Source organism: Corynebacterium aurimucosum, assembly GCF_046895345.1.
GTDB classification, from domain to species: Bacteria; Actinomycetota; Actinomycetes; order Mycobacteriales; family Mycobacteriaceae; genus Corynebacterium; species Corynebacterium aurimucosum_G.
Genome location: NZ_CP160096.1, coordinates 2296279 through 2321660, shown reverse-complemented (window position 1 = coordinate 2321660; position 25382 = coordinate 2296279). Strand labels below are relative to the sequence as shown.

General features: G+C 58.8%; 17 protein-coding genes and 1 pseudogene. 6 read left to right on the top strand and 12 right to left on the bottom strand.

Translation table 11 applies throughout. From position 1 onward, the window contains the following. Positions 1-15: 15 nt before the first annotated feature. From ABZS45_RS10950 to ABZS45_RS10940, 3 genes are all read left to right on the top strand, one after another. A complete protein-coding gene (locus ABZS45_RS10950) occupies positions 16-1716 on the top strand; it encodes an FAD-binding dehydrogenase (protein WP_412099839.1) in 1701 nt (566 codons plus the stop codon). A gap of 27 nt (positions 1717-1743) precedes the next feature. Beyond that, positions 1744-3027 carry a hypothetical protein gene (locus ABZS45_RS10945; protein WP_412099838.1) on the top strand — a complete coding sequence of 428 codons (1284 nt, stop codon included), beginning with the start codon at positions 1744-1746 and terminating at the stop codon, positions 3025-3027. Positions 3028-3496: 469 nt separating this feature from the next. Continuing rightward, positions 3497-3790 carry a type I restriction-modification enzyme R subunit C-terminal domain-containing protein gene (locus ABZS45_RS10940; RefSeq protein ID WP_412099836.1) on the top strand — a complete coding sequence of 98 codons (294 nt, stop codon included), beginning with the start codon at positions 3497-3499 and terminating at the stop codon, positions 3788-3790. 168 nt (positions 3791-3958) lie between these two features. On the opposite strand, the gene leuS is transcribed toward ABZS45_RS10940, so the two are convergent. The 7 genes from leuS to ABZS45_RS10905 all read right to left on the bottom strand — a co-directional run bounded on the left by leuS (position 3959) and on the right by ABZS45_RS10905 (position 15771). Further along, positions 3959-6802: a leucine--tRNA ligase gene (gene leuS, locus ABZS45_RS10935; RefSeq protein WP_412099835.1), complete on the bottom strand. Its 2844-nt coding sequence runs from the start codon at positions 6800-6802 to the stop codon at positions 3959-3961. 83 nt (positions 6803-6885) lie between these two features. Continuing rightward, positions 6886-10524, bottom strand: coding sequence for a DEAD/DEAH box helicase family protein (locus ABZS45_RS10930; protein WP_412099834.1), 3639 nt, complete (start codon positions 10522-10524; stop codon positions 6886-6888). Positions 10525-11094: 570 nt separating this feature from the next. Then, on the bottom strand, positions 11095-11565 hold the full coding sequence (locus ABZS45_RS10925; RefSeq protein ID WP_412099833.1) for an excisionase family DNA-binding protein: 471 nt from the start codon (positions 11563-11565) through the stop codon (positions 11095-11097). Positions 11566-11675: 110 nt separating this feature from the next. Then, a complete protein-coding gene (locus tag ABZS45_RS10920; RefSeq protein WP_412099832.1) occupies positions 11676-12617 on the bottom strand; it encodes a restriction endonuclease in 942 nt (313 codons plus the stop codon). Continuing rightward, positions 12617-13696: a restriction endonuclease subunit S gene (locus tag ABZS45_RS10915; protein WP_412099830.1), complete on the bottom strand. Its 1080-nt coding sequence runs from the start codon at positions 13694-13696 to the stop codon at positions 12617-12619. The genes ABZS45_RS10920 and ABZS45_RS10915 overlap by 1 nt, the downstream gene beginning before the upstream one ends. 1 nt (position 13697) lies before the next feature. Continuing rightward, on the bottom strand, positions 13698-15272 hold the full coding sequence (locus tag ABZS45_RS10910) for a type I restriction-modification system subunit M (protein ID WP_412099829.1): 1575 nt from the start codon (positions 15270-15272) through the stop codon (positions 13698-13700). A 115-nt stretch (positions 15273-15387) separates the two neighbouring features. Further along, positions 15388-15771 (bottom strand): zinc ribbon domain-containing protein YjdM, encoded by a 384-nt coding sequence (locus ABZS45_RS10905; RefSeq protein WP_412099828.1) that lies wholly within the window; start codon positions 15769-15771, stop codon positions 15388-15390. A gap of 114 nt (positions 15772-15885) precedes the next feature. Between ABZS45_RS10905 and ABZS45_RS10900 the strand changes: the two genes are divergently transcribed. Then, the gene (locus ABZS45_RS10900; protein ID WP_412099826.1) at positions 15886-16494 is read left to right on the top strand and encodes a CueP family metal-binding protein; all 609 of its coding nucleotides are present in this window, start codon (positions 15886-15888) and stop codon (positions 16492-16494) included. A gap of 396 nt (positions 16495-16890) precedes the next feature. On the opposite strand, the gene ABZS45_RS10895 is transcribed toward ABZS45_RS10900, so the two are convergent. From ABZS45_RS10895 to ABZS45_RS10885, 3 genes are all read right to left on the bottom strand, one after another. Continuing rightward, positions 16891-18083, bottom strand: a protein-coding gene (locus ABZS45_RS10895; RefSeq protein WP_412099203.1) for an IS3 family transposase whose coding sequence is annotated in 2 segments (ribosomal slippage) — positions 16891-17801 and positions 17801-18083 — 1194 coding nt in all. Because the reading frame shifts where the segments join, the coding sequence is not laid out codon by codon here. Between the two features lie 42 nt (positions 18084-18125). Next, the gene (locus ABZS45_RS10890) at positions 18126-18749 is read right to left on the bottom strand and encodes a Fic family protein (protein WP_412099825.1); all 624 of its coding nucleotides are present in this window, start codon (positions 18747-18749) and stop codon (positions 18126-18128) included. A gap of 24 nt (positions 18750-18773) precedes the next feature. Next, positions 18774-19493, bottom strand: a complete 720-nt coding sequence (locus tag ABZS45_RS10885) for a helix-turn-helix domain-containing protein (RefSeq protein WP_412099824.1) — start codon at positions 19491-19493, stop codon at positions 18774-18776. 115 nt (positions 19494-19608) lie between these two features. On the opposite strand from ABZS45_RS10885, the gene ABZS45_RS10880 reads away from it, so the two are divergent. Beyond that, positions 19609-22137, top strand: a complete 2529-nt coding sequence (locus ABZS45_RS10880; protein ID WP_412099823.1) for a hypothetical protein — start codon at positions 19609-19611, stop codon at positions 22135-22137. 29 nt (positions 22138-22166) lie between these two features. After that, positions 22167-22808 (top strand): MOSC domain-containing protein, encoded by a 642-nt coding sequence (locus ABZS45_RS10875; RefSeq protein ID WP_412099822.1) that lies wholly within the window; start codon positions 22167-22169, stop codon positions 22806-22808. Here ABZS45_RS10875 and ABZS45_RS10870 read toward each other — a convergent pair. Together ABZS45_RS10870 and denD are read right to left on the bottom strand one after the other, a co-directional pair. Beyond that, positions 22783-23656: pseudogene (locus ABZS45_RS10870) on the bottom strand (shikimate 5-dehydrogenase). The gene ABZS45_RS10875 and the pseudogene ABZS45_RS10870 sit on opposite strands and share 26 nt — an antisense overlap. 373 nt (positions 23657-24029) lie before the next feature. Then, positions 24030-24998 (bottom strand): D-erythronate dehydrogenase, encoded by a 969-nt coding sequence (gene denD / locus ABZS45_RS10865; protein ID WP_412099821.1) that lies wholly within the window; start codon positions 24996-24998, stop codon positions 24030-24032. Between the last annotated feature and the right edge of the window lie 384 nt (positions 24999-25382).

Here is a 25382-nt window from a genome sequence, read left to right as displayed (position 1 = left end):
TTTATCATTACTGTCATGAAAGAAACTACTTCGGATGAGAATTCCATCATCATCGTCGGCAGCGGCCTCGCCGGCATGGTCGCCGGCTATGAGGCCCTCAAGGGCGGCAAGCACGTCATTTTCCTGGAACAGGAAAACCGCAATAACCTCGGGGGCCAGGCCTTCTGGTCCCTCGGCGGGCTGTTTTATGTCGACTCCCCCGAACAGAAGATGATGCGAGTCAAGGACTCCGAGGAATTGGCCTGGCGCGACTGGGCTAACTCCGCAGACTACGACGCGGTGACAGAGGATGACCGGCACGATTTCTGGGGCGCGAAGTGGGGCCGCGAATACGTGCGCTTCGCCGCCAATGAAAAGCGCTCCTACCTCAAAGACCTAGGCCTCAACGTCCTGCCCACCATCGGCTGGGCCGAGCGCGGTTCGGGCGATGCCTCCGGCCACGGCAACTCCGTACCGCGCTTCCACCTCACATGGGGCACGGGCCCGGAGGTCGTGCGCGTGTTCCGCGAACCACTCCTCAAGGCAGAGGAAAAAGGCCAGGTAGAATTCCACTTCCGCCACAGGGTGGACGAGCTCGTCGTCGAAAACGACGACGCCGGCAATCCGCGGGTCGTCGGCGTGCGCGGCAGCGTCCTCTCCCCCACCAGCCAGGCGCGTGGTGAGGCGAGCCCGAGGGACGTCGTCAAGCACTTTGAGCTTCACGGCTCCGCCGTGGTCATCGCCACCGGTGGCATCGGCGGCAACCTGGAGAAGGTTCGCAAGATGTGGCCCACTGAGCGCTGGGGCGAATGCCCGGAGGAACTGGTCACGGGCGTTCCCGCGCATGTCGACGGCCGTGGCATAGACATCGCCCAGCAAGCAGGCGCCTCCGTGGTCAATACCGACCGCATGTGGGCCTACACCGAGGGCATGACCAACTGGAATTCCATCTGGCCTGGCCACGGCATCCGTATTATCCCCGGTCCGTCAGCACTGTGGCTCGACGCCGAAGGCAACCGCCTGCCCACCAACCTCTTCCCCGGCACCGATAACTTGGCGGCCTTAGCCCACATTGGCCAGACTGGTCACGGCTATTCCTGGTTCGTGCTCAACCAGGCCATCGTGGACAAAGAGTTCATCTTCTCCGGCTCGGAGCAAAACCCGGACCTGACGGACAAGGAGTTCAAGAAGCTCGCCGGCAAACTAGGTCCTGGCACACACGTGGCAGTCAAAGCTTTCATGGAGAACGGAATCGACTGGGTCGTGGAAGACAACCTGGAGGATCTTGTCGCCGGAATGAACCGCATTGCACCAGAGAGTTCCCCCACCATAGATGTGGCCCACCTTAGGAAAGTCCTAGAGGATCGGGATTCGCAGCTGGATAACCCCTTTAGCAAGGACGCCCAAGTCAACTACATTCGCGTAGCCCGCGGCTTCCTCGGCGACAAGCTCATCCGCGTTGCTCCCCCACACCGCATCCTCGATGAAACCAAGGGCCCACTCATCGCGGTGCGCCTGAAGTTCCTCACCCGCAAGACACTCGGCGGCCTGGAAACCAACCTGGATGGCCAGTGCCTGAACCCCGATGGAACAGTTCTTCCTGGGCTGTACGCCTGCGGCGAGGCCTCCGGTTTTGGCGGCGGCGGCATGCACGGCAAGAATGCGCTAGAAGGCACCTTCCTGGGTGGTTGTATCCACTCGGGCAAGCGCGTGGGCGAAGCGTTGGCGCGCGAATAGCACGGTTTTCTAATACTGTCGGGCACTATGAACCTCGCCAGGAACGTCCGCATCGACGTGGAGAATCCCTTCTTCACCACGTCCCGCTTTGTCGCCGCCCCCGCGGAAGTCACCGTGGGTGAAATGATGATCATCGTCCACGCCGCGCTTGGCCTCGAGCCCTCCCATCCGGGAATCCTCGTGGGTGAAGAAGGCACACCGATCGACGTCCTCACCATCATCGACCAGGACTTTTTCGAAACATTCCGGGAAGTAGCGCACTACCACCCCTCAGACGGCGCATGGAATATCAGCATCAGCGTGGCCGATAGCTCGCGCGTTGTCATGGGACTTCCCGCCCTCATCGCCGGTGAGGGCCCCGATCTCATGAGTGAGCTGGGCAGCGCCGAGGCGATGTTCAAGGTGGTCCTCGACGTCCAGGCCACCATGGCCTACATGGCTGTTCCCACCGAGAGCATGGAACGCATCTTCGCTCTCTTCCCCAACTACACCCTGGACCAAATCCATCAGCGCCTCACCACGTTCTTCCCGCCAGCCGTGGCACAGCGCCTAGCCACCATGGGCACGGAAGCCGCCAACCTGGAAGGCGGCACCAAGCCCGCGCTGCCTGGGGATCTCCCTCTTGATCCTTTCCGCTCCACTCCTTTCGAAGACATCCCGGTGCCGTCCTCGGAGATGCTGGAGGAATGGCGCGCGGAAATCCACGCGGCCTACCCGGAGCTGCGCCCCGACTACGAGCTGCCGGCGCTTGATGACGCCATCGCCGCCCACGTGGGCCAGCGGGTGCGCGAATACCTCGAGGTCATCGAAGAATTTCCGCGCCTCACCGGGGCCGGCTACCTGAAGCAGGCGGCCGTCGCCCGCCTCAAGGAGGGCCTCAACAGCCCCAATGATTTTGATGATGTCAAGCGCGAGGACTACCACCAACCGCTGCTGAACTTGCGGGGATTCCTCACGGACCTGGATTGGCTCAAGACCACAACGACGCAGATCAAGCTCACCAAATATGGCCGCAAGGCGATGAGCGATCCACTCTGGGCCACGCAGGTCATCATGCACAACATCCCTTATGCCTACGCCGAGCCGGAGGGGATTCCTCAGCTCTCCTTTGAACTAGTCCATTTATTCCGGGGGGAGTGGGAGTTCAACCCAGAATACGACTACACGCACGCCATCACCCGCGACCTGCTGTTCACGCTGGGTGTCATCGAAGATGACTCCACATTCCCCATCATCACCGATGGGTGCGAGGGCTTCCTCGGCGCGATCATCACTAAGGTCCGCCAGGAGCTGAACCAAGAGCTGGATTAGCCCTGGTTCAGCCCCCCTCCAGGCCGCATGCCGCTGCCTACAACTACCGCGAACAACTCACAACAACCTCGAAACAACTGCAAACAACCAGCAACAACCTGTCTGACCTGCTTTTTCACAACAAAGGGGAGCGCTAAACCAGACACAGTTGTTGGCAAAGTTGTTTCAGAGTTGTTTTTCGCGACACTCAAGCCTCAGAAAAACAACTTCCTGGGAAATGGATATCGAAGAGAGGTGAACCAGGCAAGGGATTTTTGAAAATTCACGCTCGAGGGAATGCGCACGTCCATGTTTGGGACTCAAAGAAGGAGCGCCAACCGCATACAACCAGCAATTTTGAAAGAAGGAATGAGTATGAATTCCACCTGCAGAATTGGACGTACCGTCATTTGCGCCTTAAACCCTAAAAGTCGCGCCGCCCCGAAAATTACATATGGCTACTTAATAGAAGATAGCTTTTACTAATGGCATGGACCGTGACACGCGCAAGGCCGTGGTCATGGATTTAGCCGATGAGCTGGGGAATTTAGTCGCGGCCTCCCCCGCCCTGGAGGAACAGCTCGGCGTGGGCCTTCCCCGCTTAGTCCGCACCGTCATCGGGTTGGACGAATCCGCGGCGCGTTCCGCGTTTGCGGACATGATGGACGGCGCACGCCTGAACTCGGTGCAGCTGGCCTTCATGAACCAGATCATCGGCGGGTTAGTCCACAACGGAATCGTCACTGTCGCGGAGCTCTTTGAGAGCACCTTACGACAACTATAGTTCCCCCTTCGACGCCTTTGACGGCAACGTGGCCACCATCCATGGCATCAAGGAGCGCCTAGAGCGCGCATTGAACACAGCGTGGATGAGGTGCCCCTAAGGCCGTTCCTGAGGCACCTCAGAGGCGGTGCCGGAGTAACCGCAGGAACGGCGCTTTCTTGGGGTGAGTTACTTCACAACGAGGTTGACCATGCGGCCCGGCACGTAGATCTCCTTGACCACGTTCTTGCCGGCGGTCAGCTCCGCGATGCGCTCATCTTCCTTGGCAATACCCACGACGGTGGCTTGGTCAGCGTCGGCAGGCACCATCACGCGTGCCTTGACCTTGCCGTTGATCTGCACCGGAACCTCAATCTCGTCGTCGACGAGGTACTTTTCTTCGAACTCCGGGAAGGACTCGTAGGTGATGGTCTCTTCGTGGCCGAAGCGCTTCCACAGCTCTTCCGCGATGTGCGGGGCGACAGGGGAGACCAGCTGGGCCAAGGGCTCCACAGCGGCGCGCGGAGCGCCCTTCGGGTAGGCCTTGGTCAGGTAGTTCACGTACTCGATGAGCTTGGCCACCACGGTGTTCAGACGCAGGTTCTCGTAGTCATCACGCACGCCGGCGATGGTGCGGTTGAGGTGCTTCAGGTCATCCTCGGAGAGCTCTGCGTCCGTCGTGCACAGCTCGCCAGAGTTCTCGTCGACGGCTAGGCGCCACAGGCGCTGCAAAAAGCGCTGCGCACCGACGACGTCCTTGGTTGCCCATGGGCGGGAGGTATCCAACGGGCCCATGGACATCTCGTAAACGCGCAGGGTATCGGCACCATAGTCGCGGCAAATATCATCCGGGGCGACGGAGTTCTTCAGGGACTTGCCCATCTTGCCGTACTCCTGGTTGACCTTTTCATCCCCGTAGTAGAACGCGCCATCGCGCTCTTCTACCTCGGCGGCAGGCACGTAGACACCGCGGGAATCGGTGTAAGCATAAGCCTGGATGTAGCCCTGGTTGTACAGGCGGCGGTAGGGCTCCTTGGAGCTCACGTAGCCCAGATCGAAGAGGACCTTGTGCCAGAAGCGGGCGTAGAGCAGGTGCAGCACGGCGTGCTCAACGCCGCCGACGTAGAGGTCAACGCCACCCGGGTCGTTGGCGCCGTGCTCCTCTGGGCGCGGGCCTGTCCAGTAGCGCTCATTCTCCAAATCACAGAAGATCTCATCATTCGTCGGATCGATGTAGCGCAGCTGGTACCAGGAAGAACCGGCCCACTGTGGCATGACGTTGGTGTCGCGGTAGTAGGTCTTCGGGCCATCGCCTAGGTCGAGCTCCACCTCAACCCACTCGCGGGCCTTGGCCAGCGGCGGCTGCGGGGAGGAATCGGCATCATCTGGGTCGAATGACACCGGCTTGTAGTCTTCTACCTCCGGCAGCTCAATGGGCAGCATCGACTCCGGCAGCGGGTAGGCCTGGCCGGCCTCGTCGTAGACGATGGGGAAGGGCTCGCCCCAGTAGCGCTGGCGGGCAAACAGCCAATCGCGCAGCTTGTACTGGATCTTCTCGCGGCCTACTCCTTGTTCCTCCAGCCACGGGATGATGGCGGCGATGGCCTCATCCTTGGACATGCCGTTGATATCCAGGGAATCGTTGGCGGAGTTTACGGCCTTGCCGGACTCCGTGTAGGCCTCCTTAGTGATGTCGCCGCCAGCAACCACTTCAGTAATCGGCAGCCCAAAGACCGTGGCGAACTCATAGTCACGCGTATCGTGCGCCGGGACCGCCATGATGGCGCCGGTGCCGTAGCCGGTCAGGACGTAGTCTGCGATGAAGATCGGCACCTGCTTGCCGTTGACCGGGTTGGTGGCATAGGTACCCAGGAAGACACCGGTCTTTTCCTTGTTCTCCTGGCGCTCCAGGTCGGACTTCGCGGCGATGGACGCGCGGTAGGCCTCCACGGCCTCCTTCGGATCATCATGACCGAAGGTCCAGCGCTCATCCACATCATCGTCATAAGGGATGGAGGAGAGGAGGGCGTCGACAAGCTCGTGCTCCGGGGCCAGCACCACGTACTCCGCACCGAAGAGAGTATCCGGGCGGGTGGTGAAGACGTCGATGTTGTAACCCTCGGCGTGGAAGCTGACCTCTGCACCACGGGAGCGGCCAATCCAGTTACGCTGCATGGACTTGACCTTCTCCGGCCAATCCAGAAGCTCCAGGTCATCGAGCAGGCGGTCCGAGTAAGCGGTAATGCGCATCATCCACTGGCGCAGGTTCTTGCGGAAGACCGGGAAGTTACCGCGCTCGGACTTGCCCTCCGCGGTGACCTCCTCGTTGGCCAGCACCGTGCCCAGGCCCGGGCACCAGTTCACGGTGGAGTTAGACAGATAGACCAGACGGAATTCATCGAGTGCCTGGCGCTGCTCTTCCTTGGTCAGATCCGCGTAGTAGCGACCATCCTTGGTGGTGCGCTTGCCCACCTCAAGTTCCTTGATGAGCTCAGAAATCGGGCGTGCCTTCTGCTGCTCCTCATCAAACCAGGAGTTATAGATCTGCAGGAAGATCCACTGCGTCCACTTATAAAACTCCGGGTCAGTCGAGGCCACCGAACGACGCGGATCGTGGCCCAGACCCAGCATGCCCAGCTGGCGGCGCATATTGTTGATATTCGCCTCCGTGGTGGTGCGCGGGTGCGTACCAGTCTGGATGGCGTACTGCTCAGCCGGCAGGCCAAAGGCGTCATAACCCAGCGTGTGCAGGACGTTCTTGCCCAGCATGCGGTTAAAGCGGGCATAAGTATCCGTGGCGATATAACCCAGCGGATGGCCCACGTGCAGACCCGCGCCAGACGGGTAGGGGAACATGTCCTGGATGTTCATCTTCTCCGCGGGAAGTTCCTTACCCTCCTCCGCGAGCGGCCCAACTGGGTTCGGCGCGTTGAACGTACCGTTGTCCTTCCAGTACTGCTGCCAGGCACTTTCAATCTGCGCGGCGAGCTCCGGCGTGTAGCGGTGGGTGGTGTTATCGCTCGGGTTAGTCATGGTTAGACAGTGTAGTCACCGCACGGACATCTCCCCAGTTAGACCCAGCCGGACCGTATTCCTGTTCTGAGGCACGGTAGTAACTAGGTAGCCTGCGCCGTCGCTTCAATCCGTTCAAGGCGCTTGCGTAAATCCACGATAACGTCGGCCTTGTTGTGAAAGATGTCGACGACAGAGCCCTCTTCATCAAAGGGAGGCTGGAAGATCTCCTCGTAGGCCACACCACCGTTGTGAACCAGCACATCTACCAGCATCTTGATAAAGCGTATTTGGGCAGCATTGAAAGACGTATTACTGAGCAGGTCTGCAAACTGCTCCCGGACTGCCGCCTCGTCAAGGCCCACCAAGCGGCGGATGAAGGCAGGAATGCTGTCCCCACCCATGCGCTCACGCAGCTTGTCGACGCTTTCCGTGGAGCCCCCACTTCCCCCGCCTGCCTGGGCTACCATCGCCTCCAGCGCTGCGACGTCCTCTGCGTTAAGCGTCCGTGCACTGCGCAATTTGATCATCGCCAGGTCGTTGGCATGCTCCTGCAGCAATTCGCGCAGGCGTTGCTCCAGTTGGGTGGGGTAGGAACCGGTGCCGGGCAGCCGCGCCGGCATCTCGTCATCAATCGTGAGCTCACCCATCTCATCTTGGATGTCGAGGGTGACGGCGTTGCGCTTTCCCTTGGGCACAAACTGAATGAGCGAACGCATGCCGATGCGGATGGTCTCGAGGTCCTCGACCGTCACGTTATTCCACCACTCCGGATCGAGCGCGCGCTCGAGGAAGGACCGCCGTTCGGCCACCATAGGGATGGTGGAGCTTACGGCCATGAGGTCATTCGCCATCCTCTCGACTCGTTCGCGCAGTGCCGCGAACTCCGGGCTGTGGTCGAGCAGCCCCACCTGGAGCTTCAAAATCACCAGGTCAAAGCGCTTAGCTGTCTCAGAGTCCTTCATCGTGTCCAGCGGCAAGTGCGCAATATGGCGGCGCAGCTGCTCAGCCTTCTCTTCACTTAGCTCATCCCACGCAGAGCGTTCGCGGTATCGCAACAAGGTTTCCTTGTCGCTGGGGCGGACCATGATGTGGCCTAGCGGTATAGACGCCGCCGAGGCGTGAAGGGAGTCAGCAAGCTCGGCGCGCATCTCTGGGGCCTTAGCGTGCTTATCCAACTGAGCAAGCAACCCCACGCGGGCATCAAAGAGCTTTTCCGACAGCGACCGTGGTCGGCCCGTGGCCGATTCACGGGCTTCACCCTTAAAGAACTCGTCCACGTTGCCGCAGAAGTCGAAGATGAGAAAGTGCGTCTTGTCCATCCCCGGGCCGAAGAGGTCCGGGCGCAGTCGCGTCCCTCGGCCCACCATCTGCCAGAACTTGGTGGGGGAGTAGACAGGCTTGAAGAACACAAGGTTGACCACCTCGGGCACGTCCACGCCGGTGTCAAGCATGTCCACCGAAATCGCGATGTTGACGTCCCCGTCCGGATCTGCGAAGTCGTCCAATGCCGACTGCGCATACTTCGTGTGCGTGGTAATCACGGAGGCTCCAGTGCGCGAATACTCCGGGAACGTAGCGTCAAAGACTTGCTTGATGAGCTCCGCGTGACGTTGAGTCCGGGCGAAGATGATGGTCTTGCCCAGTTGGTCGCCGCCCACGCGGATCCCGTTCTCCACCACGGTTTTCAGCACCTTGCGTATGGTGTCCTTGTTGAACAGGTAGCGGTTAATCTCCGCCGAAGAAACCTGACCAGGCGGATCCAAGCGCCCGCCGTCCTCATCGGTACCCCAGTCGGACGTGTCCCATGCCAGCTGTTCCTCCGGGGAAAGCTCGTCATAGGACATGCCCCGCCGCAGGAACAGCGAGTCCTGCCGAGCCGTCTTGAAGGGCACGAGGTTACCGTCTGCCACGGCTTCATCGAGGCTGTACTCGAAGGACGGGGTCTTATCCTCCATCTCAAAAAGCGCATACGTGTCATGGTCAATCTCGCTCTTCGGCGTCGCCGTCAGCCCCACTACGTAGGCATCGAAGTACTCCAAGATCCGCTTGAAGCGGTTGTACACGGAGCGGTGGGCCTCGTCCACGATGATGAGGTCAAAGTCGAAAGGCCCGAACCTCGCCGGCTTGTCACCGTCATCCCCGATGAGATTCATCATCGTGTTGTAGGTGGTGACATACACATCACCCACCTGCTCAGGATTCTTGATGAGGTTTACGGGTGTGGACTCCGCGTACATGCTCACAAAGGCTTTATGTGCCTGATTGACCAAAGCAGTGCGGTCTGCCAAGAACAGCACCTTGCCCACCCAGCCGGCCTGACGCAACAGCTTGGCGGTGGCCACGGCCACACGCGTCTTACCAGTTCCTGTTGCCATGACCAGCAATGCTTGGCGACGCCTCCGCGCCTCCAACGTCTCCGTCACCGCACGGATGGCCTCAAGCTGGTACGTGCGGGCGCCACCACCCGCAATCTCCGTATCAACCGGTGTCTCGCTCAACAGAGCGCGCGTGGTGCGCCGCCCAATCATGCGACGCAATTGCTGCGCGGTGGGGAAGCCCTCCACCTCGCGGGCGGGATAGCCCGCACCAGAACCAGGAAGGTTGGCCGCATCATCGATCAGGTCGATGTGATAACCATTAGTGCACAACATGACAGGCCGTATTCCGTATTCGCGCTCGATGCAGTCCGCGTACAGCTTCACCTGTTGGGAGCCCACGCTCATGGACTCCATGGACTTCTTCGCCTCGATGACGGCCAACGGTGTGCGGTCATCATCCCACAGGACATAGTCCGCATAACCGACACCGGACGTGTTAGGCATGCCGTGTAGCTCAAGCTCCCGGGTGACGGAGTCACCACTAAAACCGGCCACTTCCAGCATCGGGTCAATGAGCTGTCGGCGAGTCTCGGCTTCACCGATCGCCAAAGGCGCATCAGGCTGTGCTCCCGCCCCGGCGCGCTCGGCTGCGGCCGCTTCCTGCTCGGCTAGCTTCGCCTCAAGCGCCTCAATTTTGGCAGCAAGCTTCTCTTCTACCTGCTGTGCAGCCGCACGCTCTGCTTCGGCTTGTTCCTGCGCATCGGCGAGATCCGCCTTCGCGCGAACCTCCGCACTCCGCCGCTTGAGCTCGAACTGGGCCGCCTCACGAAGACGCTTCTCCTCCGCCTCGCGGGCCGCTTCCTGCGCCTCATCGAGCAGCAGCCGGTTTTTCTTTAGCTCCTCATCCTGTTGCGCCAGCTTCTTGAGGTAGGCGGCGGTCTGCGCTTGGGAGCGCCCAGCAACGTGGATACCTGAGGCATCAGCTGCGCTCTGGCCCAGCAGGCTGGTATCAAAGGTTGCCTGCGGGCCTGGCGCGGCCTTCGGGTTAGCCGAGTGATAACGCACCGCCCACGCCATAAGGTCATACAAATGCGCTACCACTGCCCGCGCCTTCTGCGGGGTGGCCGGCGCTTGCTTGCCCTCCATGTCATCGGCGTGCGCGGCGTCATTACCGCTCTTACGCAAGATGGTCATCTTGCGCAGAATGGTCTCGTTCTTCACGCACTGAAGGAAACCACGGTCCCTGGTCATCTCCGCCAAGCTGAGATACCGAGTATCACCCAAGCTCCGGAATGCCCAGATGTGGTTCACCACCCGCTCCAGTACCTTGCGCGCATAGAAGCAGGAAATCACCGGATCCGCATCCACGAACCGCTCTACTTTTAAGCACTCCTCATACGCCGTGGGCCAGACGTAACGCACAAAACCGAAGTTAGTGCTGCGGACTGGCCCACCCTGCACAGAGTTACGCCCAGGATTCGGGGGAGACGGGGGAGTAGGGGTCACCATAGAGTTCTCCAGGGACAAGTTTTCACATCGGGGACGTCTTGATTCCAGTAATTCTAAGTCACCGATCTAGGCCTAGCTATCACCATCACTGCGTTCCCTGGCCAAACGCTCCGATTCCCCCCTTGTTCTTTCCCCACACGCCACTAAAATCACCACTATCCCGTTGTTCAACTGCGAGCAGTTCCAAAGCTCACCAATTACCGGAAAGACTGTGACCATCACCGACCACAATCAACCCATTGCTCAGGTTGTTCCCATCTCGTGCCCCAATAACCGTATGCAGCAACTAGTAGCTGCCGGGATCTTGAGCCACACCCCGGCGCCTTACTCCCCGCTGACCACTACGGTTCCAGAGCCAAACAAGACGGACTCTCTGATACCTGGGAGAGATGTCGTCTCCCTGCTGGATAGAGAAGACCGCTTGTGATGCTTCAAACCCGAAATTTCAGCACCCGCGTGTACACGCCCAAAAGAGTCGAAAACTTAGCCACGCCGCGCCTTCTTTGCCACTTCCTTACGGGCATCCTTGAGGATCTGCGCAATGTCAGTTGCGTCTGCGGCATTTACGTCATAGGCCCCGGCAGCTTGGGCCTCAGACGCTAGCTCTCGCAGTGCTTTACGACGTTCAGTCCGCTGCTCATCCCGGTACTGCAGTAAGTCAACGAGCCGAACTCTCCTATGCCTGCCTCCTGAGGGACGCTCGAACGCTATCGACCCGTCCTCAAGTTTTTTCACCAGAGTCGGCCTACTAATACCCAGGAAATCGGCCGCTTCCTGCGTTGTGAGCAGTTGGTCTACAGGCGCAAGAGTAATGGCCTTTCCTTGCCTCATCGCCCGGACAACGTCTGCCAGCACGCTAAATGCTTCTTCGGGTAGATTTACCGTCTGCCCGTCGGGCCCCACAAGCGCAGCAGGCCCCTCCAGTTGGTCCAGGAACCTGCTCACGTCGAGCATTGCTTCTAGATCTTGCGGCGGGAGAGTCGTGTGAGGGCGATTCCGTACTTCATTCATGAGGCCATCATAGAGTAATTCGAAATATTCGAAAGGGCAAACACAGCGCCGAACTACTCAAAGTAATCCTCATCCACCTCGACTAGGGCCACGGTCCTCTTGACCTGCACACCCACGCCGTAGCGGATCATCAGTTCCGCCAGCCTGTCCCCGTCGATTAAAACGACGCGTGAGGCCACTGCATCCGCATACTCCTGCGCACTCGCAGAGAACTTCGCCGTAGTCAAAAACACCCCACGGTCCGCCTGCGCGCCCTGCAGCGCACCCACGAACCCCTGAATATTCGGCCGCCCAATACTCTTGTCCAGCCCATACCGCTTGGCTTGCACGTAAATTCGGGACAACCCCAGTGCATCCTGGTCAATGATTCCGTCAATGCCACCATCATTGGATAGCTGCGTGCGCGTGGCCTTACCTTGTGTTCCGCCATATCCCATGGCCATGAGCAGGTCCAATACCGTCTGTTCAAAGAACGCCGGCTCATTCTCATGCAACCGAGTAAGCAGCTCATCAGCCACAAACTCATTGTTGCGAGACACACCGGTTTCCACCTGCTCTACCGGATCCAGCTCACTCTCGGATTCTGGAAGGCCGCTGCGCTTATCGACACCCACATCGTCCCCAGCCTTACTTCCCCGATTCCGACCCCGCCACGTTAGTGCCGCTTCCGTCCCCGCAATCTCTCCCAAAAGCTGTTTTTCCGTCATCCCTTCCGGGTAGCGCGCCAACAGATCACGACCAAAGCCTGTAATTTGAAAGCGCGCCCGCGCAGGCGAGCTAATGGCATTCGCCTTCTTGAGGAATGTCAACGCCCACCCAATGCGGTTTTCAAAACGAGACTGCCCCGATGCAATGGTCTCAAGCCGTTCTTCGTCAGTAATGCCCGCATAAGACGCAGTTATCTCGATGATCTCCCTACGTCGGAGCTCAGCTCCATTTGCGTGAAGAGCTTCCAACACCGATACCAAATAGGCTTCCCATCTTTCGACAGCCATTAGAGCTCTCCTTGGAATGCTCGGGTGGATAGGGATTCTTGTAGTTTTTGAAAGAGATTGAGCTTCCGTCGCATAGAATCAGCCAACGATTTCTTGATGGACTGCTCGCGATTGAACCGTTCTAAAACAGTAGGATCGGCCACTTGGACCTCAAAAGCACCCAGCGTCTTGCGGTTTATTTTAGGAATGCTAGCCCGCCCTGATGAAGCTGCGGCATACGCCAAAAAGCGACTTGAACGTAGCTGCCAAACAATCCAATCAGTCTGCTTAATGTCTCTAGGAACCAGTGCATACATGTCCGCCGAGCAGACACCATCGTATGCAGCAACGCTGACTTTGTTCAGATATGGACGAATCTTCGAATAAAGAATATCGCCTGATTTAAATGCGTACTTCCCACTAGTTACCCCATCTTCTGCAGCGGACTTAACGCCCACAATTTCGTCCGAACCCGAATACAAATTATTTGGTGCAACATGCGGCATTGTCAAATACGGCTCGCTCGTCGGATCAACCTGACTTGAACGAATATCAACCAGCTCGCTAAGTGCAATTAGTTGAGGTTTTTGGTTGCTCATCGAGAATGGAATTGCACTCAACTCTGCCAATTGAGACTTCACGGCAGCGATTGATTCTGCAACAGCGTCCAAAATCGCCGCGATACGGCGCTGCTCGTCGAGGGGAGGGAGAAGAAACTTTTCTTCGACCACGTCTGCCTTAGAGATCCCTGGAACAGCCGCATGCTTTTGAAGCCGTCCAAGTCGCAAATCCTTTAGTAGCCAGTACAGCCATCGAGAGTCAACCTGTTCCTCAGACTTCGGAAATACACCGAATGCCGTATCAATAATCCAGCAGTTTCCGGAGGACCACTCTACGAATCCAGCACTGCCCTTCCTGCCGACTACAGAGACGGGCCCGACAAAATTGGCCTCTACATGGCTCCCAACTGAACCGGCAGAGCCAAACACTGGAAACTCCCCTGCGACACGTTCCTCTTTCTTAAGGGCTTTGCCATATTTCAGATGACACACATCCCCTAACCGCACCATCGGCCAGTCATGCTTTGCCCTGCTAGCCATGCTATTTCCCCTCGCTAAGCATTGCCTTGAGGTTGGCAAGGCCTTGGGTGATGTCGCGGTCGAGTTCTTCGATTTCGGCGATGATGTCCATGGGGTCGCGGGTTTCTTCTACCTCGAGGACGATCTCCTTGTAGCGGTTCATGGAGAGGTCGTAATCGGTTTGGGCGATCTCGTCTTTCGGCACGGTGAAGGAGTAGTCCGTGCGGGCACGCTCACGCTCGTCGGTGGTGCGGGAGTGCCAACGGGCGACAACGTCCGGAAGGTTATTGAGCTTGAGTTGTTCCTGGGTAAGGGTGACGGGTGTGGGGTCTTCGGCAAGCGCGGGATCGCTAAGGTCCTGGATGTGTGAGGCAGGGGAGGGGCCGAGCAGAGGGGCGTCAAGAAGCGGAATGCGCTTGTCATCCAGTGAGTAGCCATCCGCGGTGACATCATAGAACCACACCTCATCAGTGCCGCCAGAGTCCGTGCGGGTAAAGCACAGGACGGCGGTGGACACGCCCGAGTAGGGCTTGAATGCGCCGGAGGGCAGTTTGATGACCGCATCAAGGCGCTGATCCTCAACCAAGGTTTTGCGAAGGGCTTTGTGCGCCTTGGTAGAGCCGAAGAGGACACCTTCAGGGACAATCACCGCAGCGCGACCGCCCGGCTTGAGTAGCTGCAGGAAGCGGTGGACAAAAAGAATCTCCGTCTTCTTGGCCGTCGTCACCGACTTGAGCTTGGGATCGACGGCATCCTTATCCAGGCTGCCCGCAAAAGGCGGGTTGGCCAGGACAAGGTCAAAGGCCTCATCAAACATCGTTGGAAGCTGCTGCAGCGAATCGTGGTAAAAAATGTTGGGCTCTTCAAAGCCGTGCATGAACATGTTCATCGCCGCAATGCGCACCATGGTCTTGTCAAAGTCGAAGCCCGTCAGGCCCTCATTGGTAAACGTTGTGCGCGTGTCCTTGTTAAACAGGTCTGCGCGGTGATGGTGGACAATCCAATCATTGGCAGCCACCAGGAACCCGGCAGTGCCACACGCTGGGTCGATGATGCGCTGCTGTGGTGTGGGCTCCATGAGCGCGACGAGGAGCTCGATAATGTGGCTGGTCGTGCGGAACTGGCCGTTCGTACCCGAGGTGGACAGCTTGTCCAGCATGTACTCATACAAGTCGCCCTTCATGTCCTTGTTGGAGAAGTGCAGCTGGTCAATGAGCTCCATGACACGCGAGAGCGTGGCCTCAGACTCGATATCGAAGGAAGCGTTGGCCATGTGCTCCTGGAAACCCTTGCCGCCCATCGCTTTGATAAAAGGGAAGACCTTGTTGATGATGGTGGCCTTGCGGCGGGCAATATCGCGGTCCTCAATGAGGTTGCGCCATCGCAAGTCCTGCTGGCTGGCATCAAAGATATCCTCAGTCGCAGTCGGATCGCCCAAAGCCCGGCGCTTATCAATCTGGACCTGACGCTCGTCCAAATCCTTGATGAAGAGCAGGTAGGTGAACTGCTCGATGACGGAAACAGGGTTGGAAATGCCGCCGGACCAGAAGGTGTCCCAAATGCGGTCGACGTTGTTTTTGAGAGCGCCGGTAATCATGTAGTTCAGCGTAACTGCCGTAGGGAGCTATGTTCACCATTAGCCCGCGGTGGGGGGTTTGACTCTACATCTTCGTCAGACATACATCTTCGTCAGCGCTAAACTTGCTTCACTTCTAAACCTTCTTCACCACGGCAGGCTTGAGCTTCATCGCGCCGAAGCCATCAATCCGGCAATCGATGTTGTGGTCTTCCTGGCCGGTGCCGGCGTCGACGTTCAGGCGGATGCCGCGCACCTTGGTGCCAGCTTTTAGCGGCTGCTGCGCGCCCTTGACCTTGAGGGTTTTGGTGATGGTGACCGTGTCGCCGTCGGCAAGCGCATTGCCCACTGAATCCACGATGGTGAGGGCGGCTGCCTCCGCGGCCGAGTCGCTGGCAACAGCGTCGGTGGAGAACTCGTGCGCACACTCAGGGCAGACGATGAGCGGCGGCATCTCGTAGGTGTACTCGGAGGAGCATTCGGGGCAGGGCGGCAAAATTGCGGCCGAAGTATCAGACATATGGAAAGTTTAGCCTGCGTAGCGCGAAAAGATGATCCTTCTCTCATTTCTTTGATTGATACCCCGGTGGGGTATAGGCTTGGGTCAACACAATCGGACCCATTCGGAAGACTTATGAAACGCCTCATTTCTCTTGCTGCCGCCTGCGCCGCAGCCATCACCCTGTCCTCTTGCTCTACTGACAGCCCCGTACCGAGTGAAGCCTCGAAAAGCGCCGCTTCCAGCACCGACATCCAACAGGTGCCTGCCGAGGAGATCCTCGCCGAGTTCGATCTCGAAGGGTTGGATGGCCAGGAAATCGTGGACAAGCTGGACCGCCAGTCCAAGGACGAGCGCAATAGCGATCTCCTCGCATCCGTGCGCCCGAACGAGCTCATCCTCGCTACTGAACAGGGTCAGGCCTCCCTGCCGCTGCCGGAGGACAAGTTCTACGTCTCCATCGCGCCGTACATGACCCAGACCCATGACTGCTTCAACCACTCCCTGACCACCTGCACTGGTGAGCTCGGCAAGGAAGACATCCACGTCACCATCACGGATAATGAAGGAAACGAGCTGGTCAACGAGGACACGACGACGTTCGACAACGGCTTCATTGGCTACTGGCTGCCCGCCGACAAAAAGGGCACCATCACCATCGAGCAGGACGGCAAGACCGGCGAGGTTCCCCTGGATACCTCTGACGAAGGCGGTACCTGCGTGACCACGCTGCAGATGGCATAATCTGCCCATTCACTCACCACGGTGAATCCCACGTCCTGGGGTTCACCGTTTGTCGTTTTATGGTGTCCACGCAGTGCTTGCCGACGTCAACAGTGTTCTGGGCAAGTCCCCATACGGCCACTCCCTGAAGAAATCTCCGAGCAGGCAATTGACCACAACAAGTCCGCTGGTGTCGTCAACTCTGTTCCTTTTAGCCACGCCACCCCGTCGGCGCCGGCTTCTTGGGCGCAGGCGCTTACTGGGAGGACTCCTCTAGGCAGTCGTACAGAAAATCCATCAGCGTTGTGGCGTCGTCCGCGCGGAAGAGCTCATCGAGGGCAAGGTTGAATTCCAGCCTTCTCGCATTAGGGATATTAAGGGGCCTGACCCCCGGAAAGTAGACACGTCGGGGGTTAGCTATGCTGCTTGGGCCAGTGTAGCTGATGTGAATGCTTCGAAGGTATCGGGGGCTAGAAGATTGCACCAGGAGTGCCGTCTGTGCGTGTTGTAGCGCATGCACCATCGGAAGACTTCTTGGCGGCAGGTAATGGGATTGTCAAAGACTTTCCGATCACGCAGAACTTCACGCTTTAGAGTGGCGTTAAACGATTCTGCCAGGGCATTATCGGCACTCGTTCCCACCGCTCCCATGGATTGGCGAACACCAAGCTGGGTGCAGTGGTCCCTAAATGCTTGTGAGGTGTACACACTGCCGTGATCAGAATGGAAAATTGCCCCTTTCAGGCTTCCGCGGACTTTCCTTGCATGAGATAAAGCTTCGATAACCAGCGATACCCGCATGTGATCGGCGAGTGCATGGCCGACAAGTTTGCGCGAGTAGACGTCGATGACCGTGGCCAGGTACATGTTCTTGCCTCCCTTACACGGCAGGTAGGTGATATCGCCTACGTAGACGTGGTTCGGCCTATCAGCTGTGAATCTGCGGCCTACTAAGTCTGGCATGACTCGGTGGCCAAACTTTCGTCTGGTGGTGATGCATCGACGGCGTTTAGTAAAGCCTTTCAGCCCCATGGATTTCATGATGCGTGCGACCTTCTTGTGATTTATCGGAGGAAAGTCCGTATCGTCGTTGAGACTTGCAGCGATGCGTTTAGCACCATAAAGCCCGTGCTCATCATCGAAGATGGTCTTGATTCTCGCACCAATAAGGGCATCGGAACACGTCTTTAACCTGCGTTTTTCGCGGGTGTTGGCCCATTTGTAGAACGAGGAGCGATTGAGCTTTAACACGTGGCACATCCGCTTGACCGAGTATTCGGTTCGATGGTCATCGACAAACTGGAAGCGGATTACCAGCGTGTCTCTTCGGCAAAATATTTCGCGGCCTTGCGCAGGATGTCGCGTTCTTCACGAAGCTTCGAGACTTCTTTTTCTAGCTGACGGATCCGTTCAGAATCAGTCGTCGCCTTCGCCTTGTCACGCATGGTCTTCGTGCGGGCACGCTTGCCGGTGCCGTACTGCTTAAGCCAGGAATAAAGTGAGGAACGATTGACTCCAAGCTCTGCTGAAGCCGCGTGAAGTGAGAGGTCCTCATTGTTTTCGTAGAGGGCCACAGCATCACGTTTGAACTGTTCGGAGTACCTAGGCATGGTGGTAGATTACCTTTCTTCCCAACCCAACCGGGCTGGATATCAGGTGTCTACCAAACAGGGGTCAGGTCCAAGTGCTGCGTAGCCATTGCTCATCAAAAGGCCTGACGCCACAAGCCGTGCGGTTCGCTTGTTTCCATCGAAGTAAAACTGGCTACGCGTGGCAGAGCAGAAATAGGCCAACGCTTGCTCGACTGGGTTTTCAAGCCCTTGAAGGGAGACCAGCAAATCGGCATGAGCTTCACCCAATTCATCAGCAGGGTCGAAAGGGATGAACCCGCCATCCATGAGCCGCACTCCACCGCCATCTCCCTCCACATGGCCTTCACCACGGAAAAGGCCGGCATCGGGAGCCTCGTTCCTGGCTAGGACTGCATGGAGTGCGTTACTAGTGGCTTTATCCACCGCACATTCCTCTTTGAGGACCAGCTCATGGAGCAGGTTGAAAGCTTCTGACAAGTCCAAGATCTGTTGCTGTTCAGCAAGCGCCTTTCCACCCACCGTGACGCCATCGAGCAACGTACGGACTTCTGGGAGGGTAAACGTGTTTCCTTCCAGCGCGGCAGCGTTCCACACCAAGTCAGGAAGTTGCTTGGTTAATCGAAATAACGCACGGTCGGTCCCCAACTCCGAAACGTGCGGCCGCTCATGGTGCTCCCAGCTCACTCGGCTCGTTGCTCTTCTCATCACCTATGCCCCTCCGATGTAGTTTTCTGCGCACACATCAATGGCAAGCTGATGCGGTGATACGTAGTGTATTCCGGCTTCATTAGTTGCGCCGGTGAGCTCTTCACCAGCGACAGGCACGAGGGTGATTCCTCCGGATACGGGCTCAGCACTCGCGCGAATCCGAGTGGGCAACGAGGGCACGATGTCTGCTGGATTTGTGCACCAAATCAATGTTGATCGAGGTTTTTCTCCTCCACTGGCGCTATGCGCCGAGCTGCGTTGAGCTGCAAAAGCACCCGACATCGCCCACGGTTGCCCACTCGCATCAACCGCTGAAGCAAGCGTTATGGGATTTGACGGTAAGAAGTGGAGAGCCCCGTGGCGGCCATATGGGTTGGAGGCCCACGCGGCCCGTTCCATGAGAGCCTGGTAGCTGCCACCGACGGCCGCAGCGTCACCCCACTGCACAAAGCGGTCAATCCAGGCTTTAACGTCTGGTTCTTCGCTGCTGAGCTCCCCCAGGAGAACTCGGGCGGCTGTCGCGGCGGCGGCATCGCTCATGCGGTGTACCTGTACGGAAACCTCATACCCGAGCACGCGCATTACCTTCTCCAACCCGGCCAAGCTTGGTTGAGCTGCCCCACGCAACCACAGATTGAGCGTATTTCGTGACACTCCCGAGCGCCGCGAGATTTCGCTAAGGCTCAGCGGGCTTTTCTTGAGGAGTTGTAATGGGTCCATAGCCCCACTATAGCCAGCTGTCCTATGCTTAGGACACCTGTCCTACCGTTAGGACAATCAAGCCCTCTACCAGCGACATGGCAACAGGGCCCCACGGTGTCCTATGATGAAGCAAATGAGCGCGGAGATTTATTCACTTCCCACAACGCCGTTGGTCACTACCGACATCGCCGAGCAGGGTCCCCGGATTTCACTGCGCCGGGGGAGCAACATTCTCATGCTGGAGCTGCCGGCTACCTACCCTGAAGCGGACCTGACGGCCCCACGATGGGTAGTCAAGTCCCATTTCATCGATCGCCCCCACTCGGTGCGTGAATTCGCCACCGAAGAGCCGCTGGAAGTCGGCATCCCCGGGCCTTTTACCCGCATCGAGGTAACCCTGCGCGATGGCGATGAGGACCTCATCGAGACCGTCACCTTCACCGGCATCACCGATGAAGCACCCTTCATCGTCTATGACCGCACCACCCTCATCGCGCCGCAGGGCACGCTCGAGGATGCCGAGCCGCTGGGCATCTGGGCCGGCTGGGAAGTGGGCCCGCTGCCGGAGCAGGTCCGAGTGCCGCAGAGGGAACCGGTGGACGTCGCCAAGCACGGCGATTTTGAGTGGGACTTTGACGTCGCCATCCTGCCCAACGCCCGGGGCCTCGACAACGAGCCCGTGTTCACCAAATCGCCGCGCGTGCACCTCATTGCGGAAGGGGAGTGGCGCATCGATCTCACCTACGCGCCCCTCGGCGGCGAACAGGAGGAGATTTCGGAGCAGACCTTCGACGCAGGCATCGCCGAACCTTTCCCGGGTGACCTCTACGAAGACCCGTGGGTGGGCCGCTACAAGGTGTCGCTGTGGCACGACGAGCAGCTTGTCGACGTCCGCTTCATCTCCCTCGCCGAGGGCCTCCACATGCGCGCCACCAACGACGGCCCGCGCGGCATGGATTTCCGCATCATCGATGCCCTCGGTGCGCACTCAGCCTTCAGCTACACGCTGGCCTCCCCGCCAAAGAAGCCCATCGCATTGGAGAAGGGACTACGCACCTTCGAGGACACCGAGGTCTCGCGCCGCGAGGTCGTGGCCAGTGAGGCCGGCTATGAGCTGGAATTCGATGTTTGGCCCGAGGCCTTGTTTAGCCGCGTCAAGCGCATCGGCTTGGAACCCACTGAGCACTCCGATAAGCCAGTAATTTTCGCCGGCCAGCTCGATCAGGATGACATGTTCACCGTCCACTCGCCGCGCCCACTGCCGCTGGCGAAGTTCGTCACCATCGACGGCCGGCAGAAAATCAAGGAACTGGCGCGCACCTCAAAGACGACGCAGGCGGTCACCAGCCTCGCCGTACCCAACGCCGCGCTGGCCAACGCCGTGCGCAAGCAACCAACGGCTGAGCTCTTCCTCATGTGGTCCACGCTGTCCTACGAGGACTACCTGGATTCCCTCCCGGCGGAGGAGCGCGAGGCTCACCAGGCCCGCAGCTTGGAGCGGCGCATCGTCGAGTACGAAGCTTCCGCGTCCACCAGCCTCATCTATGCGGCGCTGGCCACCGTCCGTAAGTCCCCCTTCGTCAGCCGTGGTCTGCTCAATGGCGATGAAATCATCATTGAACAGAACGCAGAACCGCAGGCAGATTTAGTGGGCTGGGCCTGGCCATTGGCCGAGCCCACCGTAGCGCCCACCCAACTCATGCCCACCGAAGAGGGGTTTGAACTGCCCGCGGAGCTTGCTGAGCATGGCTCGCTGCTTGTCGATGTCCGCGAGCTTCGCGCCTCCTCCAACCTCGCCGCCCCTGCACGCCCCTCCAGCGCCTCCATCGTGATCACGCCGGAAGGCTCGCCCGCAGCTCTGGCCTCAAAGGACTGGACTCCGGAACAGCTGTGGGGCACCTTCCGCGCGCTCCACGTGCTCTCCCAGCGCAGCCCCAACCCCAAGCTGCAGGCGATGTTCGACAGCACCATCGATCGTCTGCGCGCCCAACCGGAGGCCGCGGTCCACGCCCTGGCGCGCACCGGCGTCAGCGTCAACCAGCAGGCCCGCTCGCTTGCGCGCACGCGCTTGTTCCACTCGCCGCTGGAGCCCACTGCCGAATCCGGCGTCGATAGCTACCTGGATCTCCTCCTCGATCCCTCCGCCAGCGAGAACCCCGAGCTCACCGCCGTGCGCGAGTCCGGCGCTGATGGACTGACCCGCCCGATGCTACTCAATGCTGCGACCATTCACAGCCCCACACCGCCCGTCGATGACCTGATGGGGGAGGCCGGCCGCGTCGCCGCGCTGCGTGAGTGCTTTGCCAACAACGGCGCCCTCGATGCGCTGGGCACCATCGAGCACCTGCGCAAGGACGCCACGGCACTGGCCTCGCTGGTGCAAAACGCGGGCGTTGACATGTCCGTCAACCACACCCTCATCGCGTTGGGTGCCTTTGCCAGCGGAAACACCGTCGACGAGCTCAACGCCGCTGCCTGGATGCCCTATATCTCCTATGCCTTCGCCCTGGCATCCCGCGCTGCGGCGAACGACATCATCATGGAAAGCCCGCTGCTCAAGGAAGACATGCCCATGCTTGCCGACGTCCTCCCGCTTGCCCCCCGCCTCTTCTTCTACGACCTCGTGACCGCCGAAGCGCTCTTCCGCGATCGCGATATGTAAGCACGTGAGGTGTGCCACAATAGGTGAGCATGAAGGTTATCTCCACGAACGTCGCTGTCCGCCGCCCGGAGCCGCATGGACGGCACGAGTACACGGGCATCGATAAGCAGCCCCGCCCCTTCCTGGACCTAGAGATTCCCGGGCCCAATTATGGTGACGGCTCCGGCGTGGTGGGGGATTCCATCGGCGACCACGCCCACCACGGCGGCGCTGAGAAGGCCGTGTATGCGGTGGCCCGTGAGGAGCTCGATTACTGGGAGGGCACGCTCAACCGCGTGCTGCGTGATGGCTACTTCGGGGAGAACCTCACCACCGAAGGGATTTCCTGGGCGAATATGCTGATCAACCAGCGAATTCGAGTGGGGGAGTGCGTGCTCGAAGTGTCTATCCCGCGCACGCCTTGTGCCACCTTCTCCGGCTGGATGGACGAGCCCGGTTGGCTCAAGTCCTTCACGGAGCGCGGTGATTGCGGTTCCTACCTGCGCATCATCGAGCCTGGCCGCATCACTCCTGGCGATGAGATCACGCTCATCGGCCGCCCCGACCACGACAGCATGGCCTTCGCCGCCAAGATGGGGGACAAGGAGCTGGCCCGGCGCGTCGTCGACGCCGGCTGCCTCGCTGCCGTCCACCACGACCAGCTGGTTAAGCGCCTGCAGCCCCGCGGCTAAAGGCGGTGGCGCGCTCCACCAGTTCGTCTTCAGGCCGGATTCCGGTGTAGAGCACGAACTGTTCAAGGGCTTGGATAGACATTACTGCCGCGCCCGTGATGCACACCTTGCCCAGGTCACGCGCCTTGTTCAGCAGCGGGGTCCAAGTGGGGCGGGGCACGACATCAAAGATGACCTCGGCCGCCTGGATAACGGCATCACTCACCGGAACATCGTTGGCCTCCGGGCCACCCTCCATGCCGATGGGCGTGCAATTAATCACCAGGCCCGGGCGCTGTTCGCCCACCTCAGCGCGCCACTCGTAGCCATACTTCTTAGCTAGCGCCGGCCCCGTGGTGGCATTGCGAGCGACGACGGTGACGTGGTCAAAGCCGACGTCGCGAAACGCGGCAACCGTAGCCTTCGCCATACCGCCGGAGCCCAGCACGATGGTGTCCAACGCCGTATCCACTTCGTTCGACTTCAGCAGGCGCACGATGGCCAGGTAGTCGGTGTTGTAGGCCTTGAGGTGGCCATCAGTGTTAACGATGGTATTCACCGACTCGATGACCTAGGCCGACGGGTCCATCTCATCCACGAGCGCGATGACATCTTCCTTCCACGGCATCGAAATCGCCGCGCCGCGCACCTGCAGTCCGCGCACGCCAGCGATGGCTTGCGTGATGTCATCGGTGGTGAAGGACTTGTAGACGTAGTTCAGCTCCAGCGCGTCATACAAGTAGTTGTGGAAACGCGTGCCCGTGTTTCCTGGGCGGCCAGACAATGGACAGGCACAACTGCGTGTCCTTATTCAGGCCTCCAGCAACAAGGCGCGGCGTTCCCTTAGATAGTGATTCCACCTCAACCATGCGGCCTAGTATACGGCGCTGGCACACGCCGTTTTCGACTTAGGCGACCGGCTTCGGCGTTTCCCAGAGTCCACCGCATTTCCCCAGACCTGAAACCCGCAACCTGCAGGTCGCCGTCGCCACGCGCTTGCCGACGCCCCAGCACCCACCAGGGAGTTGCGGGATCGAGGTCTGGGGGTTTGGCCTGGGCCAACTCAACCGAGTGGACAACGTGCAGGGGAGGGATCATGCTCTCGTCCCGTCCTCCAGCCGGGTTTTCCATCAGGCCGCCTGCCCAGCCACTGAAGGGCCGAGGAAAGAGGCACGCAAAAAGGACGAAACTCAATCAGCAGTTCGCAATCGAAGAAGGAAGTCACCAACACCCCCGAGCTGGCTAGCTCAAGAAGTCATCTTGGTATTGCCGCACCATTGAATCGAAGTCACGATCACGTTCAAAACCTAAGGCTTCCACTCTTGACACATCAAAGTTTCCCGGCCAGCTTGTAACGATCGAAGCAATACCCTCATCAGGCTTGTCACTAACAAGCTTTCTCGTTTCAGAGCCAGCTACACGCTCGAGCGAATCCAGCATTTCGCCAACCGTGACACAAATTCCTGGAAGATTCATAACCCTCCACGAGCCCAGTTCTGAGCCTTCAACTAAGAGTGCCCTTCCAAGATTACGAACTGCCACCTGCGGCGATGCAAGCCACATTTTCGTATCGTGCGGTACGGGGACCTCCGACGGCACACCGTTAAGAGGCTCACGAATGATCCCGCTGGCAAACGAGCTCGCGGCTGAATTCGGTTTACCAGGTCGCACCGAGATCGTAGGAAGCCGGCAAATGCGGGCATCCACGAAGCCTTTTCGTCCATACTCATTGACAAGTAGCTCTCCAATGGACTTGGTTGCACCATAGGTAGAGTCAGGCTGAGTGGCCCAGTATTCAGGCATTACTTGTGGAAGACTGCCCCCAAACACAGCAAGAGAACTCGTAAAGACGAACCGTGCAGGATGATCTCCCTTGGAGCTACGAGCATGACGCACGGCCTCGAGAAGACAACGCGTGCCATCTATGTTGACCCTCAACGCCGAATCAAAATCAGCCTCCGAACCACCCGAAAGCACGGCTGCTAGATGGATAACTGCATCAGTTTCTCCAGTGATTGCCTGTAGGACAGTCTCTCGATTGGTGATCTCTCCAACCACGGAGCGCACGCGCGGATCCGACACCCGGGCAGCAGCAAGATCAAATGAAACAATCTCGTTCAAATCAAGCTTGTCGTGGTCTGCCTCAGAAAGAAGTTCCTGAATAAGCAAGGTGCCGAGAAAGCCCGCACCTCCTGTGATAACGATGTTCATACTTGCTCCTTATGAAGAATGTAGTGGCCGCCAGCCCCTCACCCCTCTCGTACTGAGGATGCGCTTCGTCAGTCACTGACAGCCAAGAAATGGTACTGAAGACCATGGCATAGAAAGTGGGTTGAGTTCCTTCCGCAAGGGAGGAATAAGAAAGTCATAAACCGATTTCCTACACCAATGTACTGCGGAAGTGATGAAGCATTTCGCCAGAAATAGGCGTTCGAAAAACAAAGCAGAATTTATATTTAGCGCACGCGCATTAGTTTTAGGTAGACCCCTCTCAGCACGAGTGATGTAGAATACATTTAAAATCCTAGCATGAGTACCCTCACATGGAGTCTTTTATTCTTGTCAAAGGACTGAATGGACGGCACCCTTGCGGGC